Here is a 16,067-nt window from a genome sequence, read left to right as displayed (position 1 = left end):
GCTCATTTACACCACGTAAACTGCGCTTTTTCGGCCGTTTTTGCCTTGTCTCGGCTGCCTCGCCTACATTTTTCAATGGCCTGTTAACGATGGCCGACATATGCAGTGCTGCCAGGCGCAATCCATTGCGTGTAAACGCATGCCGCCCTTAATTACTCATGAACAGAAGTGCCAAGTTTAAACAGCCGAGTTGAGTGGGTGAGACTTGGGGCGTAGAAAACTGCGCAACATGGCAACAAATACACCCAACATCCCGCCGAGCATCAGGCCCAAAGCCAGAATCAGCACTTTCCGGGGTTTGACGGGACGCAAGGGCTCGATAGCAGCCTGATCGATAGACGCCAGTTTGAGATCGAGCACGTCGAGCTGGAGGTTGCGCAAGCGAGCCGCGTCCTCACGCCAGATGGCCAGGTCCTTGAGAAACAAGTCTTCATTTTCACGCTGGCTCAGCACTTCAACCTGCCGATTATTTTCGAGCAACAGCAGCTCTTTGGCGATCTGCGCGATACGTGGCTCGGTGAAATCATCGGAACGGCGTTGCAGCAGTGCATTACGCTCCGCCTCCAAAGCCTCACTGCCCATGAAATACAGCGGTATCTGCTGGTTGTTGACCTCAGTGCGAATAACGCTGCCTTGAGCGACGCGCTCCCCCTCACCCAATGCAGATGGTGTGGTGGGCTTGTCGATACCCAGGGATTTAGCAATGCGAATCGCTTCATCCAGCTGTGTAATGCGGTTATCGCGGCGCGTTTTTAGCTGCTGACGTAAAGCCTTCAACTCATCCTGCAACTGGGCACGCGTGAGGCTATCGGCTTCAAGCAATTTGGCGATTCTGGCCTCCTTGCTGACGTCATAGCTGGCCCGGGCCGCTGCAATTTTCGAATCCAGTTGATTCAAGCGATTCTGGATGATGGTCTGCAAATCGGCCGCAATGCGCTCGCGCTCGGACGCTAACGCAAATCCAACCAATCCGTTGACTAGAGCGACGCCATCGACGCCCTTCGGGTAGGTCAATTGAATGCCCACATAGTTACTCAGGCCCGCAGTTTTCTTCGGGTCGGGCTGGAGCATTTTGAATGCTTGCTGGTTAAAGCTTTCGAACGTTTGCTCAAGACTCCGGCCAGGCTCCCGCAAGGCTTCGAACAGCCCTTGGTTGGCCCGAAAGAACTCCAGGCGACGGTCATAAGACTCCAGCGCTGCCCCCACCCTGCGGATGGCTTCCTCAGGCGCCAGCTCGTACACCTCGGTGCGATTCAATGCATCGAGGTCCTTGACTGCCGCAGGGCGCAACATGCTTTGCACCTGATACTCGGGGGTCACCTGAAAAGCATAAGCAGCCGCCACCGCACCAACCAGTAGCGTTACAAGAGCAATGAGTATTTTTTGCGCCCAGAGCGCATGAACTAACGCCACCAAGTCGATTTCATCGCTAGGGGTTTGATGAGCAGCAGGAGAGATCGCATTCACGACTAAGGTCCGTCTTATAAAGGTGTGTCACTGGCACGTTACAGGGTAGAGCCGCGCTCAGGGCGGCGCCTACTTCTCAGCCCTATCAAAAGCTAAGAAGCAAAGGCCTCTTCGCAGAAGCCTGTAGGAGGTTTCGCAGCATTGTGCCAGCTGCGAGTGACATTACAAGTCTTGACAGCGACTTGTGGTCAGTTTGCTGGAAAAAGCGCCGTGACACACATCGCATCTGCGTCGTTTTCCAGACAATAAAATCGTGATCAACCTCTCAATTAAAAGGTAAGTGCCACTATTCGCCTCGTATCCCTACAAGCGCGGTGTTTGCGAACAGCCATACACACCGCTCAAGCAGACGCAACGTCTCTAGAGCGGAAAATATTGCGCAACAAGGCGGCAAACACACCAATCATCAAGCCTGCAACTACGCCCAAAACGATGATCAACACCTTCTTGGGTTTGACTGCCGAGCGCGGCTCAAGCGCCACTTGATCGATGCGAACCAGCTTTAAAGCAGAGGTATCGAATGCGATGCCTTTGAGCTGAGCCGCCTCCTGACGCCACTCCGCCAGGTTCTTGAGATACAAGTCCTCATTCTGACGCTGGCCAAGAATTTCAACTTGCCGATTGTGGCTCAGGAGCGTCAGCTCTTTTTCGATCTCGGCAATCCGCGGCTCACTGAAGTCGTCCGATAGGCGCTCGTTTAGCGCCTGCCTCTCTGCTCGCAAGGCCTCTGTGCCCATAAAGTAGAGCGGGATTTCTCGGCTATTGACTTCCGTACGCACCACCTGGCCGCTGCCCTGCACATCGCCCATCGCCGAAGGGGTGGTGGGCTTTTGGATGCCTAATGACTCGGCTATGCGGGCAGCCTCATCAAGCAGCTTGACTCGGCTCTCGCGGTGAGTTTTCAACTCAGCACGTAAGGCAAGCAGCTCGTCTTTCAACTGAGCTTTTTTCAAGGCATCTTGCTCAAGCAAGTTGGCTATTTCTGCCTGCTTGCTTGCATCGTAGCTAGCGCGCGCGGCCTCAATTTTCTTTTCCAGGCTAAATAGCCGATTAGATATCAGCACCTTTAAGTCCGAGGCAACTCGCTCACGCTCGACTTCAAGCACATTGGCTACTAGCCCATTGACGACCTCAACCCCATTCACCCCTTCAGGGTACGTCAACGATATACCGACAAACTCGCTCAGGTTATTAGGCTTTTTGGGGTCGGCCTGCAACATGGTAAATGCCGAGCCGTTGAACGCCTCAAACACTTGCTCTAATGGACGATCTGACTCAACCAGACTGGTAAAAAGTGCTTGGTTATCGCGAAAAAATGCCAGGCGGCGCTCATAGGATGAAAGGCTGGAAGCCACACGCAGCAGCGCCTCGCTCGGCGTCAGCTCGTAGACACCGGTACCATTCAACTCATCCAAACTACCCCGATCCACAGGCCTCAGCACACTCTGCACCTGGTAATACGGCGTCGCCAAAAAAGCATAAGCAGCCGCTGCCAATGTAATCAGGCAAGTAATAAATAAAATCAGGAATTTCTGTTTGAAAAGCGACCGAAGCAATTCGACGAGGTCGATTTCATCGGTACTGTAGGAGGTTTTGGGCGATTGTTCAGGCATGCGTCGGCAGAGATCCGTTTAGAAATGACTATCGCGTTGTGCGATTACTTTCCACGCTGCTCCTTGTGGGGGCTCACAACCTATGAGGGGCTGACAGCAGGCCGTATCCGAATGCCTAGGGAGAAAAAGACTGCAATCTTGATAATTTGTTCCCGGGCCCACTAGCCGTGCAGACATTTCCTGTGAGAAACAGGGTAAGAAACGTCTTATTCGGGATTACTCGTCTTCGTTCACTCGATCACGCAACTCTTTTCCCGGCTTGAAGTGCGGGACGAATTTGCCGTCCAGACGTACCGACTGGCCGGTTTTCGGGTTGCGTCCTACGCGCGGTGCGCGGTAGTGCAGGGAGAAGCTGCCGAAGCCGCGGATCTCGATGCGGTCGCCAGTGGCCAATGCCTGGGACATTTGTTCCAGCATGGTCTTGATTGCCAGCTCGACATCTTTGTTCGAGAGCTGCCCCTGATGGGTGACAATCCGCTCGATCAACTCCGACTTAGTCATGGTTTTCCCTTCTTTTTCAAGTGGCTAGATCACTCGATAGAACGGTTTTAGCATGCTGATCAGCTTTTGAACAGTCTAAAAAACAAGGCGTTAGGAAATTGTGCAGCAACCGGCGGATTACCTAGAAGGGATCGCCCTCGCATGCGTAAGCCGTTGTCTGGATTAGGGAATGTTTGAGCTCGCAGCTGAAGCCCCTCCTACAGGGAGGATTGCAGCCGGGCCACGCAGCGGCTCTACAGGCGGAGCCCCCACAACGTGGAACGGCAGCAAATTGCGGGCACAAAAAAGGGCGACCGAAGTCGCCCCTTTTCTGGATTACCCGAACTTAGTTCTGGTTTTCCATTTGCGCACGAATCAGATCACCAATGGTGGTCGGACCGGAAGTTTCAACTTCCTGCTTACGCATTTCTTTGATGGCTTCTTTCTCGTCTTCAACGTCTTTCGACTTGACCGACAAGCTGATTACGCGGCTCTTACGGTCAACGCTGATGATCTTGGCTTCTACTTCTTCGCCTTCTTTCAACACGTTGCGCGCGTCTTCAACGCGGTCACGGCTGATTTCGGAGGCTTTCAGGGTCGCTTCGATGCCATCGGCCAGGGTGATGATGGCGCCTTTGGCGTCAACTTCTTTAACGATACCGCGCACGATGGTGCCTTTATCGTTAACAGCAACGTAGTCGGAGAACGGGTCTTCTTCCAGTTGCTTGATACCCAGGGAAATGCGCTCACGCTCCGGATCAACGGAAAGGATCACAGTTTCCAGCTCGTCGCCCTTCTTGAAGCGGCGTACAGCTTCTTCGCCTACTTCGTTCCAGGAGATGTCGGACAGATGAACGAGGCCGTCGATGCCGCCATCCAGACCAATGAAGATACCGAAATCGGTGATCGACTTGATGGTGCCGGAGATCTTGTCGCCCTTGTTGAACTGACCCGAGAAATCTTCCCACGGGTTAGTTTTGCACTGCTTGATACCCAGGGAGATACGACGACGCTCTTCATCGATATCCAGAACCATGACTTCCACTTCGTCGCCAACCTGAACGACTTTCGACGGGTGGATGTTCTTGTTGGTCCAATCCATTTCGGATACGTGCACCAGGCCTTCCACGCCCTCTTCCAGCTCTGCGAAGCAGCCGTAGTCGGTCAGGTTGGTTACACGCGCGACAACGCGGGTGCTTTCCGGGTAACGCGCCTTGATAGCAACCCATGGGTCTTCGCCCAGTTGCTTCAGGCCCAGGGATACGCGGTTACGCTCGCGATCGTACTTCAGAACCTTGACATCGATCTCGTCGCCAACGTTGACGATCTCGGACGGGTGCTTGATACGCTTCCAGGCCATGTCGGTGATGTGCAGCAGGCCATCGACGCCGCCCAGATCCACGAATGCGCCGTAGTCGGTGAGGTTCTTGACGATACCTTTGACTTGTTGGCCTTCCTGCAAGGATTCCAGCAGAGCTTCGCGCTCAGCGCTGTTCTCGGCTTCCAGGACGCTACGACGGGAAACGACAACGTTGTTGCGCTTCTGGTCCAGCTTGATGACCTTGAACTCGAGCTCTTTGCCTTCCAGGTGGGTGGTATCACGCACCGGACGGACATCGACCAAGGAACCTGGCAGGAACGCACGGATGCCGTTAACGTCGACTGTGAAGCCGCCTTTAACCTTACCGTTGATAACGCCCTTGACCACTTCCTCAGCGGCGAAAGCTGCTTCCAGAACGATCCAGCACTCAGCGCGCTTGGCTTTTTCGCGGGACAGCTTGGTTTCACCAAAGCCATCTTCAACCGCGTCCAGCGCAACGTGGACTTCGTCACCGACCTTGATGGTCAGCTCGCCAGCATCGTTATAGAACTGCTCGAGCGGGATGACGCCCTCGGACTTCAGACCGGCATGAACGGTAACCCAGTCACCGTCGATGTCGACCACGATACCGGTGATGATGGCGCCCGGCTGCATGTCGAGGGTTTTTAGGCTTTCTTCAAAAAGTTCTGCAAAGCTTTCGCTCATGTTGATTCCTGTTGATTCAGGGCAGGGAATCTGCCCAAACCACATTCCAGACAATGTGGGTACGTTCATATAAAAAGAGGCCTCCGGGACTAGGACTGGTCTCCCGAATGCCTCCTTGCGAGCTGGTCAGCTTAAGCAGCTGTAGCTCTTGTCATCCGGCGAGATCGCGATTGGCGACCTCACTCAGAATTCGTTCCAGCACTTGATCGATCGAGAGCTCGGTGGAATCCAGCTGAATCGCATCGGCCGCCGGTTTGAGTGGGGCCACTGCACGCTGGGTATCGCGCTCATCGCGCTCGCGAATCTCGTCGAGAAGACTCGCGAGATTAACATCATCGCCCTTTGCCTTCAACTGCAAGTAACGCCGCCGGGCGCGCTCCTCGGCGCTGGCGGTCAGAAATACCTTCAGAGGCGCATCCGGGAAAACTACGGTGCCCATATCGCGGCCGTCGGCCACCAACCCGGGCATTTCCTGAAACGCCCGCTGACGCTGCAACAGCGCTTCGCGCACGGCGGGCAACGCCGCCACCAATGAAGCACCGGCGCCGACCCGCTCGTTGCGGATAGCATCGGTCACTTCCTCACCTTCCAGAATAATACGCTGCCCCTGGCCGTCAACGCCGACGACGAACTGCACATCTAAGTGCGCAGCGAGCACCTTCATGGCTTCTTCGTTGGTCAGGTCAACCCCATGGTTACGCGCCGCGAACGCCAGCAAGCGGTACAAGGCGCCCGAATCGAGCAGGCTCCAGCCGAGCTTCTTCGCCAGTAACCCGGCCACCGTGCCTTTGCCCGAACCGCTCGGCCCATCAATGGTGATCACCGGAGCAAGAGCGCTCATGACTTGCCCTCCTCGCTCACCCGGATACCAACCTGCGCGGCCAGGGCGAGGAAGTTCGGGAAGGAGGTCGCGACGTTGGCGCAGTCGTGAATACGAATCGGCGCGGTGGCGCGCAGCGAGGCCACACTGAAGGACATGGCGATACGGTGATCACCATGGCTGTGCACTTCGCCACCGCCGATGGCACCGCCGTCGATGATGATGCCATCCGGCGTCGGCTCAACCTTGACGCCCAACGCCAGCAGGCCGTCGGCCATCACCTGAATGCGGTCGGACTCTTTCACGCGTAGCTCTTCGGCGCCACGCAGCACGGTACGGCCTTGCGCGCAGGAGGCGGCGACGAACAGCACCGGAAACTCGTCGATAGCCAGCGGCACCAGGTCTTCCGGGATATCGATGCCTTTGAGCTGGGCCGAACGTACACGAATGTCCGCTACCGGCTCACCGCCCACGATGCGCTGGTTTTCCAGGGTGATATCGCCGCCCATCAGTTTGAGAATATCGATCACGCCGGTGCGGGTCGGGTTGATACCGACGTGCTCCAGCAGCAACTCGGAGTCTTCGGCAATGCTGCCGGCGACCAGGAAGAAGGCTGCCGAGGAGATATCCGCCGGAACTTCAATATGCGTTGCGCTCAGTTTGTGGCCCGACTCGACGCGCGCCGTGCTGCCATCGACCGCTACCGGGTAGCCGAAGCCACGCAACATGCGCTCAGTGTGGTCACGGGTTGGTGCCGGCTCGGTCACCGAGGTTTCACCGGAGGCGTACAGGCCAGCCAGCAGCAGGCAGGATTTAACCTGGGCACTGGCCATCGGCATGTCATAACGCATGCCGCTCAGGCGCTGCCCACCCCGAATGGTCAACGGCGGACGGCCTTCCGGGCCGGTCTCGATCACCGCACCCATTTCGCGCAAAGGCTTGGCCACTCGATTCATCGGCCGCTTCGACAGCGAAGCATCGCCGGTCAATGTGGCGTCGAACGGCTGCCCCGCCAACAACCCTGACAGCAAGCGCATCGAGGTGCCCGAGTTGCCCAAATAGATCGGTCCGGGTGGTGCTTGCAGGCCATGCAGGCCAACGCCGTGGATGGTCACGCGGCCGTGGTGCGGACCTTCGATGACCACGCCCATGTCGCGGAACGCCTGGAGCGTCGCCAGGGCATCTTCACCCTCGAGGAAGCCCTCGACCTCCGTAGTGCCTTCGGCCAGCGAGCCGAGCATGATCGAGCGGTGTGAGATGGATTTATCGCCAGGTACGCGAATTCGCCCGGAGAGTTTGCCACCAGGATTAGCCAGAAAAACCAGATCATCGTTCGAGTGCATAGCGTCCACATAGGCCCGTCGGGCCAGAATTTTGCTGAAATGCTCGCGGGCCACGCGGGCGCGGGTAAACACGCCCAGCAGTTGATGCCCATCCCCTGCGTCGACCGCGTCGCGCAAGGCGTCGAGGTCGTCGCGAAATACGTCCAGGGTGCGTAGCACGGCCTCGCGATTGGCGAGGAAGATATCGTGCCACATCACCGGATCGCTGCCGGCAATCCGCGTAAAATCGCGAAAACCGCCGGCGGCATAACGGAATATCTCCAGATTTTCGCTGCGTTTGGCCAGCGAATCGACCAGACCAAATGCCAATAGATGCGGCAAGTGGCTGGTCGCGGCGAGCACCTGATCATGGTGTTCGACCTGCATGTGCTCGACATCCGCACCCAGTTCGCACCACAAGCGGTCGACCAACGCCACGGCATGCGGGTCGGACTGCTCAAGCGGCGTCAGGATCACTTTATGCCGACGGAACAATTCGCCATTGGCCGCCTCGACACCACTCTGCTCGGAGCCGGCAATCGGGTGCCCAGGCACGAAGCGCGCCGGCATACCCCCGAAGGCCAGGCGCGCGGCGCGTACTACGTTGCCCTTGGCACTGCCGACATCAGTCAGCACGGCGTCACCCAGGTCCAGTTTGGCCAGCTCAACGAGCAGTTTCTCCATGGCCAGGATAGGCACCGCCAGCTGAATCACCTCGGCGCCCTGACAGGCGGCGGCCAACTGCTCTTCGCAGCGATCCACCACTCCCAGCTCGACCGCCATGCGCCGCGACTCGGGATCGAGATCGACCCCCACCACTTCGCGGCACAGACCGCGCTCGCGCAGACCCTTGGCAAAGGAGCCACCGATCAGGCCGAGACCGATCACCACAAGGCGGCCGATCATAGGCTGCCCGGGTTGCACCTTGGTGACAGCTTGCTTGCCTGCACTCACGCGCTCAGCACCTGGGCCAGTACCGCCAGGAACCGGGCATTTTCTTCTGGCAAGCCAATGGACACACGCAGGTAGTCGGGCATGCCATAGCCGGCCACCGGACGCACGATCACTCCGGCACGCAGCAAGGCCTGGTTGATCGCCGTGGTGTCACGGGCAAAATCGATGCAGAGGAAGTTGCCTTTGGAGGGAATCCAGCGCAAGCCCAGGGCACGGCAACCGGCTTCCAGCTGCGCCATGCCGGCATCATTGACCTGACGACTGCGCGCCAGGTAATCGATGTCCTCCAGCGCGGCACAGGCAGCGGCCAGGGCCAGGCTGTTGACGTTGAACGGCTGGCGCACGCGGTTGAGCACATCGGCGATCTGCGCCGAACTGATCGCATAACCAACGCGTAGCGCCGCCAGACCATAGGCCTTGGAGAACGTGCGCGACACCAGCAGGTTGGCATGTTGCGCCAGGTAATCGAGGCCGTCCGGCAACTCGCTGCCTTCGGCGTATTCGATGTACGCCTCATCCAGCACCACCAGTACATTCTGCGGCACGCGCGCGAGGAAATCGCTCAGCGCCTGCGGGCCGAACCAGGTGCCGGTCGGGTTATTCGGGTTGGCGATGAACACCACGCGGGTGTTGCCGTCGATGGCGGCCAGCATGGCTTCCAGGTCGTGGCCATAGTCTTGCGCCGGCACAACCTTGCCCTGGGCGCCCACCGCCTGGGTGGCAATCGGGTAGACGGCGAAGGCATGTGCACTGAACACCGCATTCAGGCCAGGCGCCAGGTAGGCACGGGCCACCAACTCGAGGATGTCGTTGGAACCATTGCCCAGGGTGACCTGATCGGCCTGCACGCTGTAGCGCTCAGCCAGACGGCTTTTCAGCTCGAAACCATTGCCGTCCGGGTAACGCGTGAGCTCCGCCAGCTCGGCGCGGATCGCTTCCAGCGCTTTCGGGCTCGGGCCCAGCGGGTTCTCGTTGCTGGCCAGTTTGACGATGGACGCCGGATCGAGGTCCAGCTCACGCGCCAGCTCATCCACGGGCTTACCCGGCACATAGGGCGATAATTTTTGCACGCCCGGCTGAGCCAGGCTCAGGAAATCGCAACTCATTGTTTACCTCTTCGATCCTGCCAATTCTTTTGCCCTGAGTCGCACGCCAGGAGCCACTCGATGCGAGTTCTGTGTCGCGCCCGGCCCTCACCCCCGGCCCCTCTCCCTAGGGAGAGGGGAGACAAGCGGGACGGCATAACCGCTGAAACCCACTTCAACCCCCGATACTCTCCAGAGAGAGGAAGCAAGTGAGCTGCATAACCATTGAAACCTACTTCAGCCACTGCAACCCCTGGCGCTCTTCAGAAAGAGGAGACAAACGAGCTGCATAGCCACTAAAACCTACTTTAGCCACTGCAATCCCTGGCACTCCCTAGAGGGGGAGCTGGATAGCGGTGTTTTCGGGTCGCGCTAAATCAGTTAAAAATTGGCTGACGAAATGCAAGTTGAGCATCGCAGTGCTTGCCTCCCCTCTCCCTCCGGGAGAGGGGCCGGGGGTGAGGGACGCGCAGGCCACTAATCACCCCGAAAAAGCGCCACACGCTCATGCGCCACCCGATAAATCTCCTCCAGCACAGGCACCGCTTGCCTGAGTACCTGATCATTCCAAAAGCGCAGCACCATAACCCCTTGCGCCTCAAGGCTCAATGTCCGCTGAGCGTCGGCTTCTTCACAATGCTGCGAGCCGTCCAGCTCAATCACCAACCTTGCCGCATCACTATAGAAATCAACAATATAAGGTGGCATAGGGTGCTGCCTGCGAAATTTTATGCCCGCCAATCGCCCTGCACGCAGGTAATACCAAAGGCACGCCTCGGCATCCGTTGCCTCGCCACGCAACTCACGGGCCCGCTGTTTGTGCCACGGCGGCAGTGGCGTATGTCGAGACGGCATCCTTGCCCTCCTTGATACAGGCTACTTACGCTGCCCTCACCCCCTAAGGGAAAGGCGCTAGAAGCGCTTGGCCAGGAGTTAGAGAAAACAGTTGTTAGAGAACCGCCTTCGGATAGGAACCTAGCACCTTGAGCGCCACAGCTTCCTGATTGATCTTCTCCAGCACATCCTTGATCAGCGGGTCGCGGTGGTGGCCAACGAAGTCGATAAAGAACACGTAGGTCCACTTGCCGCTGCGCGACGGGCGGGTTTCGATGCGGGTCAGGTCGATGCCGTTGTTGTGGAACGGCACCAGCAGCTCATGCAGCGCGCCCGGCTTGTTGCGCATGGAAACGATGACCGAGGTCTTGTCGTCGCCGGTTGGCGGCACTTCCTGGCTACCGATGATCAGGAAGCGCGTGGAATTGTCCGGGCGGTCTTCGATTTTTTCCGCCAGCTTGGTCAGGCCATACAGGCCAGCCGCCATGTCGCCGGCAATTGCCGCACTGTTCCACTCGCTTTTCACCCGCTTGGCCGCATCGGCGTTGCTCGACACCGCTACCCGCTCGACATTCGGGTAGTGGGCGTCCAGCCACTTGCGACACTGCGCCAGCGACTGGGCGTGGGAATAGATGCGGGTGATTTTGTCGGTCTTGGTGGTTTCACCGACCAGCAGGTGATGGTGGATGCGCAGCTCGACCTCGCCGCAGATCACCATGTCGTGTTCGAGGAAGCTATCCAGGGTGTGGTTGACAGCACCCTCGGTGGAGTTCTCCACCGGCACCACGCCGAAATTCACCGCGCCGGCGGCGACTTCACGGAATACTTCGTCGATCGCCGCCATCGGCTGGCTGATCACCGCGTGGCCGAAATGCTTCATCGCCGCGGCCTGGGTAAAGGTTCCCTCAGGGCCGAGATAGGCGACCTTGAGCGGATTTTCCAGGGCCAGGCAGGACGACATGATTTCACGGAACAGCCGCGCCATCTCCTCGTTACCCAGCGGCCCCTGGTTGCGCTCCATGACACGCTTGAGCACCTGAGCCTCACGCTCGGGGCGGTAGAACACCGGTTTCTCGCCTGCCGGCAAAGCCTTCATCTTGACCCTGGCGACTTCTTCGGCGCAGCGCGCGCGGTCGCTGATCAGCTCGAGGATTTTCTCGTCGAGGCTGTCGATACGCACACGCAGGGCTTGCAGTTCTTGCTCGGAGATTACATCCGCCATCAGCCGTGCTCCTTCTCGAACTCGGCCATATAGGCCACCAGCGCCTCAACGGCGTCCAGACCCACAGCGTTATAGATCGAGGCGCGCATGCCGCCGACCGAACGGTGGCCCTTGAGGTTGAGCAGGCCGCGGGCGTCGGCACCGGCAAGGAACGGCTTGTCCAGTTTCTCGTCGGCCAGACGGAACGGCACGTTCATCCAGGAGCGCGCATTAATCGCGATCGGGTTGCTGTACAGCTCGCTCTTGTCGATAGCCCCATACAGCAGCTCTTTCTTCGCGCGGTTGCGCTGCTCCATCGCCGCGATGCCGCCCTGCTCTTTCAGCCACTCGAACACCAGGCCCGAGAGGTACCATGAGAAAGTCGCTGGGGTGTTGTACATCGAACCGTTGTCGGCCGCGATCTTGTAGTTGAGCATGGTCGGGCAGACGCTGCGGGCGCGGCCGAGCAGGTCTTCACGGACGATGGTCACCACCAGGCCGCTGGGGCCGATGTTCTTCTGCGCACCGGCGTAGATCAGGCCGAACTTCGACACATCGATCGGGCGCGAAAGAATGTCGGAAGACATATCCACGACCAGCGGCACATCACCGACCTCGGGGGTCCAGTCGAATTGCAGGCCGCCGATAGTTTCGTTGCTAGCGTAGTGCAGGTAAGCGGCGTCTTTCGACAACTGCCACTCGTTCTGCCCCGGAATGGCGAAGTAGTCGTAGGGCTTGGCGCTGGCGGCGACGTTGATGTTGCCGTAGCGACGCGCCTCTTCAATGCTTTTCTTCGACCAGATACCGGTGTCGATGTAATCGGCCACGCCATCTTCGGGCAGCAGGTTCAGCGGGATCTCGGCAAACTGCTGGCTGGCGCCACCTTGCAGGAACAGCACCTTGTAGTCGGAAGGGATGCTGAGCAAATCACGCAGATCCTGCTCGGCCTTGGCGGCGATAGCCATGTACTCGTCGCTGCGGTGGCTCATCTCCATCACCGACAGGCCTTTACCCTGCCAATCGAGGAGCTCCGCCTGGGCGCGTTGCAGAACAGCTTCAGGAAGCGCGGCTGGGCCGGCGCAGAAGTTAAAGGCTCGCTTGCTCACGTCTGTCTCTCTCAAAATCAATGCCTACAGGCCCTGATAACCAAGCCCCATAATCCCTTCACTTGCGCCTTGGTGATCCACCGCTGGTGGACAAGCCTTCGGCATGTCCACCCTACGAACAGCCGCCAAATCCTACGCCGTCAGGAGCGAGCGCACTCGCCCCGACAGATCACTCTTCGCTGATCGGGCTACCGTCGACTGCGGCCTCGGGCGCATCGCCTGCATCCTCGACTGCGACCTCGACACCCTCTTCGCCTTCCAGCAACTCTTCGTCGTCTTCGGCAGACGGCTCCTGCACCCGCTCCAGGCCCACCAGGGTTTCATCCTTGGCCAGCTTGATCAGGGTCACGCCCTGGGTATTACGCCCCAGGCTGGAGACTTCGCCGACGCGGGTGCGAACCAAGGTGCCCTGGTCGGAAATCAACATGATCTCCTCACCTTCGAGCACCTGCACCGCGCCAACCAGCTTGCCGTTACGCTCATTGCTGACCATGGCAATCACGCCCTGACCACCACGGCCGCGACGCGGGAACTCGGCCATGGCGGTGCGTTTGCCATAACCGCGCTCGGAGGCGGTGAGAATCTGCGCATCGGACTCAGGAATCAGCATGGAAATGATCCGCTGACCTTCCAGCAGGCGCATGCCGCGCACGCCGCGGGCGGTACGGCCCATGGTGCGGACCTTGCTTTCCTTGAAGCGGATGACCTTGCCGCCATCGGAGAACATCATCACTTCGCGCGCACCGTCAGTCACGGCCGCAGCGATCAGGGTGTCGTCCTCGTCCAGCTTCAGGGCAATCAGACCGGAGCTGCGCGGCCGACTGAACTGCACCAACGGAGTTTTCTTCACCGTACCTTTGGCCGTGGTCATAAAGATGTAGGCACCGGTCGGCTCATCCGGGGTCTCGTCGTCGGCGCCATCGCCTTCGGCCAGGTCTTCGATTTCTTCAGACTCAACCACCACGCCTTCGATATCGTCCTGCTCGTCGCCTTCCGGCGCTTGCTGACGCAAGGCTTCCAGATCGATCTGCAGCATGGCGGTGATACGCTCGCCTTCATCCAGCGGCAGCAGGTTGACCAGCGGACGACCGCGGGCCGCGCGCGAGGCTTCCGGAATTTCGTAGGTCTTCAGCCAGTACACCTTGCCCTTGCTGGAGAACAGCAGCAGCGTGGCGTGGCTGTTGGCGACCAGCAGGTGCTCGATGTAGTCCTCATCCTTGACCCCGGTGGCCGATTTGCCCTTGCCGCCGCGACGCTGCGCCTGGTAGGCGTGCAACGGCTGCGATTTGGCATAACCACCGTGGGAGATGGTGACGACGCGCTCCTCCTCGGTAATCAGGTCGGCCAGGGTCAGGTCCAGGCGGGTATCGAGAATCTCGGTGCGGCGAGCATCGCCGAACTCGGCCTTGACGCCTTCCAGCTCTTCGCGGATGACCTCCATCAGACGCACGGCGCTGGTCAGAATATGGATCAGCTCGCCGATCTGGGTAAGGATTTCCTTGTACTCGGCCAGCAGCTTCTCGTGCTCCAGACCGGTCAACCGGTGCAGGCGCAGCTCGAGGATGGCTTGCGCCTGCTCCGGCGACAGGTAGTACTTGCCATCGCGCAGACCGTACTGCGGCGGCAAGTCTTCCGGGCGGCAGGCGTCGGCGCCGGCACGCTCGACCATCGCTTCCACGGCGCTCGATTCCCACGGCGTGGAGATCAGCGCTTCCTTGGCTTCGGCCGGCGTCGGCGAGGCCTTGATCAGGGCGATCACCGGATCGATGTTGGACAGCGCAACCGCCTGGCCTTCAAGGATATGACCACGCTCGCGGGCCTTGCGCAGTTCGAACACGGTGCGCCGGGTGACCACTTCGCGGCGGTGCAGGATAAAGGCTTCGAGCATGTCCTTGAGATTCAGGACTTTCGGCTGGCCGTCGATCAGCGCCACCACGTTGATGCCGAACACGCTCTGCATCTGGGTCTGCGCGTAGAGGTTATTGAGCACCACTTCCGGCACTTCACCACGCCGCAGCTCGATGACGATACGCATGCCATCCTTGTCGGACTCGTCGCGCAGCTCGGTGATGCCTTCGAGTTTCTTCTCTTTAACCAGCTCGGCGATCTTCTCGATCAGGCGCGCCTTGTTCAGCTGATACGGCAGCTCGCTGACGATGATCTGCTGACGACCGCCAACCTTGTCGATGTCTTCGATGATTGCCCGGGCACGCATGTGGATGCGCCCACGACCGGTGCGATACGCCTCGATGATGCCGGCGTGACCGTTGATGATCGCCGCTGTCGGGAAATCCGGGCCGGGGATGTACTGCATCAGCTCATCGACCGTCAGCTCGGCGTTGTCGATCAACGCCAGGCAGCCATTGATCACTTCGGTGAGGTTGTGCGGCGGAATGTTGGTGGCCATGCCCACGGCGATACCACTGGAACCGTTGACCAGCAGGTTGGGGATCTTGGTCGGCATGACCGCCGGGATCATCTCGGTGCCGTCGTAGTTCGGCACCCAGTCCACGGTTTCTTTGTGCAGGTCGGCCAGCAGCTCGTGGGCCAGCTTGGTCATGCGCACTTCGGTGTAACGCATGGCGGCCGCGTTATCGCCGTCCACCGAGCCGAAGTTGCCTTGACCGTCAACCAGCAGGTAACGCAGGGAGAATGGCTGGGCCATCCGCACGATGGTGTCGTACACCGCAGTATCACCGTGCGGGTGGTACTTACCGATCACGTCACCGACCACACGGGCGGACTTCTTGTATGCCTTGTTCCAGTCGTTACCCAACTCACTCATGGCAAAGAGCACACGACGGTGCACGGGCTTCAAGCCGTCACGTGCATCCGGCAGCGCTCGCCCGACGATCACGCTCATCGCGTAATCGAGGTAGGACTGCTTGAGTTCGTCTTCAATATTGACCGGGAGGATTTCTTTGGCCAGTTCGCCCATGAGTAGCCTGGTTCCTTTTTCTGGTGAAACTCCGCGCCATTCGTCCTGAATGAAGCGAAGCGTGCCGTTGCGGCCTGAGTGGCCTGTGTGGCTAGTTCAGTTAGTCAATTTCGGCCCCTGCGGCCCGATACTGCGTTGCCGCTTCTCGCCATAGCTTGCTATGACTCGTCGCTGCGCCTTGCCTCAGAACCTCAGTTATCCGAACTTGAGTTACGCAACCA

At 59.1% G+C, this 16,067-nt stretch carries 11 protein-coding genes; all 11 read right to left on the bottom strand.

Annotated features, from left to right (window positions below; translation table 11 throughout):
- Positions 1 to 177: 177 nt before the first annotated feature.
- Positions 178 to 1,467 carry a Wzz/FepE/Etk N-terminal domain-containing protein gene (locus B3M58_RS06285; RefSeq protein ID WP_296217715.1) on the bottom strand — a complete coding sequence of 430 codons (1,290 nt, stop codon included), beginning with the start codon at positions 1,465 to 1,467 and terminating at the stop codon, positions 178 to 180.
- A 341-nt stretch (positions 1,468 to 1,808) separates the two neighbouring features.
- Complete coding sequence (locus tag B3M58_RS06280; protein ID WP_296217714.1) at positions 1,809 to 3,080, bottom strand: Wzz/FepE/Etk N-terminal domain-containing protein; 1,272 nt, start codon at positions 3,078 to 3,080, stop codon at positions 1,809 to 1,811.
- 216 nt (positions 3,081 to 3,296) lie between these two features.
- Positions 3,297 to 3,581, bottom strand: a complete 285-nt coding sequence (gene ihfB, locus B3M58_RS06275; protein ID WP_131173513.1) for an integration host factor subunit beta — start codon at positions 3,579 to 3,581, stop codon at positions 3,297 to 3,299.
- A gap of 325 nt (positions 3,582 to 3,906) precedes the next feature.
- The gene (gene rpsA / locus B3M58_RS06270; protein ID WP_296217740.1) at positions 3,907 to 5,586 is read right to left on the bottom strand and encodes a 30S ribosomal protein S1; all 1,680 of its coding nucleotides are present in this window, start codon (positions 5,584 to 5,586) and stop codon (positions 3,907 to 3,909) included.
- Positions 5,587 to 5,737: 151 nt separating this feature from the next.
- The gene (gene cmk / locus B3M58_RS06265) at positions 5,738 to 6,427 is read right to left on the bottom strand and encodes a (d)CMP kinase (protein ID WP_296217713.1); all 690 of its coding nucleotides are present in this window, start codon (positions 6,425 to 6,427) and stop codon (positions 5,738 to 5,740) included.
- Positions 6,424 to 8,634 (bottom strand): bifunctional prephenate dehydrogenase/3-phosphoshikimate 1-carboxyvinyltransferase, encoded by a 2,211-nt coding sequence (locus B3M58_RS06260; RefSeq protein ID WP_296217712.1) that lies wholly within the window; start codon positions 8,632 to 8,634, stop codon positions 6,424 to 6,426. Before B3M58_RS06260 ends, cmk begins: the two co-directional genes overlap by 4 nt.
- A gap of 44 nt (positions 8,635 to 8,678) precedes the next feature.
- Positions 8,679 to 9,788 carry a histidinol-phosphate transaminase gene (hisC, locus tag B3M58_RS06255; protein WP_296217711.1) on the bottom strand — a complete coding sequence of 370 codons (1,110 nt, stop codon included), beginning with the start codon at positions 9,786 to 9,788 and terminating at the stop codon, positions 8,679 to 8,681.
- A gap of 456 nt (positions 9,789 to 10,244) precedes the next feature.
- Positions 10,245 to 10,622: an endonuclease domain-containing protein gene (locus B3M58_RS06250; protein WP_296217710.1), complete on the bottom strand. Its 378-nt coding sequence runs from the start codon at positions 10,620 to 10,622 to the stop codon at positions 10,245 to 10,247.
- Positions 10,623 to 10,716: 94 nt separating this feature from the next.
- Positions 10,717 to 11,823 (bottom strand): prephenate dehydratase, encoded by a 1,107-nt coding sequence (gene pheA / locus B3M58_RS06245; protein WP_296217709.1) that lies wholly within the window; start codon positions 11,821 to 11,823, stop codon positions 10,717 to 10,719.
- Positions 11,823 to 12,908: a 3-phosphoserine/phosphohydroxythreonine transaminase gene (gene serC / locus B3M58_RS06240; protein ID WP_296217708.1), complete on the bottom strand. Its 1,086-nt coding sequence runs from the start codon at positions 12,906 to 12,908 to the stop codon at positions 11,823 to 11,825. Before serC ends, pheA begins: the two co-directional genes overlap by 1 nt.
- 169 nt (positions 12,909 to 13,077) lie before the next feature.
- Positions 13,078 to 15,846 (bottom strand): DNA gyrase subunit A, encoded by a 2,769-nt coding sequence (gene gyrA, locus B3M58_RS06235; RefSeq protein ID WP_296217707.1) that lies wholly within the window; start codon positions 15,844 to 15,846, stop codon positions 13,078 to 13,080.
- Positions 15,847 to 16,067: the final 221 nt, after the last annotated feature.

The sequence above is a fragment of the Pseudomonas sp. UBA2684 genome, from assembly GCA_002354655.1.
Taxonomy (GTDB): domain Bacteria; phylum Pseudomonadota; class Gammaproteobacteria; order Pseudomonadales; family Pseudomonadaceae; genus Aquipseudomonas.
This window is presented reverse-complemented; position numbering and strand designations above follow the sequence as displayed.

What these genes read in the sequence shown, in the direction of transcription:
- pheA (WP_296217709.1), bottom strand. Translation starts at nt 11,823, where the DNA reads ATGGCGGATGTAATCTCCGAGCAAGAACTGCAAGCCCTGCGTGTGCGT.
- rpsA (WP_296217740.1), bottom strand. Translation starts at nt 5,586, where the DNA reads ATGAGCGAAAGCTTTGCAGAACTTTTTGAAGAAAGCCTAAAAACCCTC.
- gyrA (WP_296217707.1), bottom strand. Translation starts at nt 15,846, where the DNA reads ATGGGCGAACTGGCCAAAGAAATCCTCCCGGTCAATATTGAAGACGAA.
- B3M58_RS06280 (WP_296217714.1), bottom strand. Translation starts at nt 3,080, where the DNA reads ATGCCTGAACAATCGCCCAAAACCTCCTACAGTACCGATGAAATCGAC.
- B3M58_RS06260 (WP_296217712.1), bottom strand. Translation starts at nt 8,634, where the DNA reads ATGATCGGCCGCCTTGTGGTGATCGGTCTCGGCCTGATCGGTGGCTCC.
- B3M58_RS06250 (WP_296217710.1), bottom strand. Translation starts at nt 10,622, where the DNA reads ATGCCGTCTCGACATACGCCACTGCCGCCGTGGCACAAACAGCGGGCC.
- ihfB (WP_131173513.1), bottom strand. Translation starts at nt 3,581, where the DNA reads ATGACTAAGTCGGAGTTGATCGAGCGGATTGTCACCCATCAGGGGCAG.
- cmk (WP_296217713.1), bottom strand. Translation starts at nt 6,427, where the DNA reads ATGAGCGCTCTTGCTCCGGTGATCACCATTGATGGGCCGAGCGGTTCG.
- hisC (WP_296217711.1), bottom strand. Translation starts at nt 9,788, where the DNA reads ATGAGTTGCGATTTCCTGAGCCTGGCTCAGCCGGGCGTGCAAAAATTA.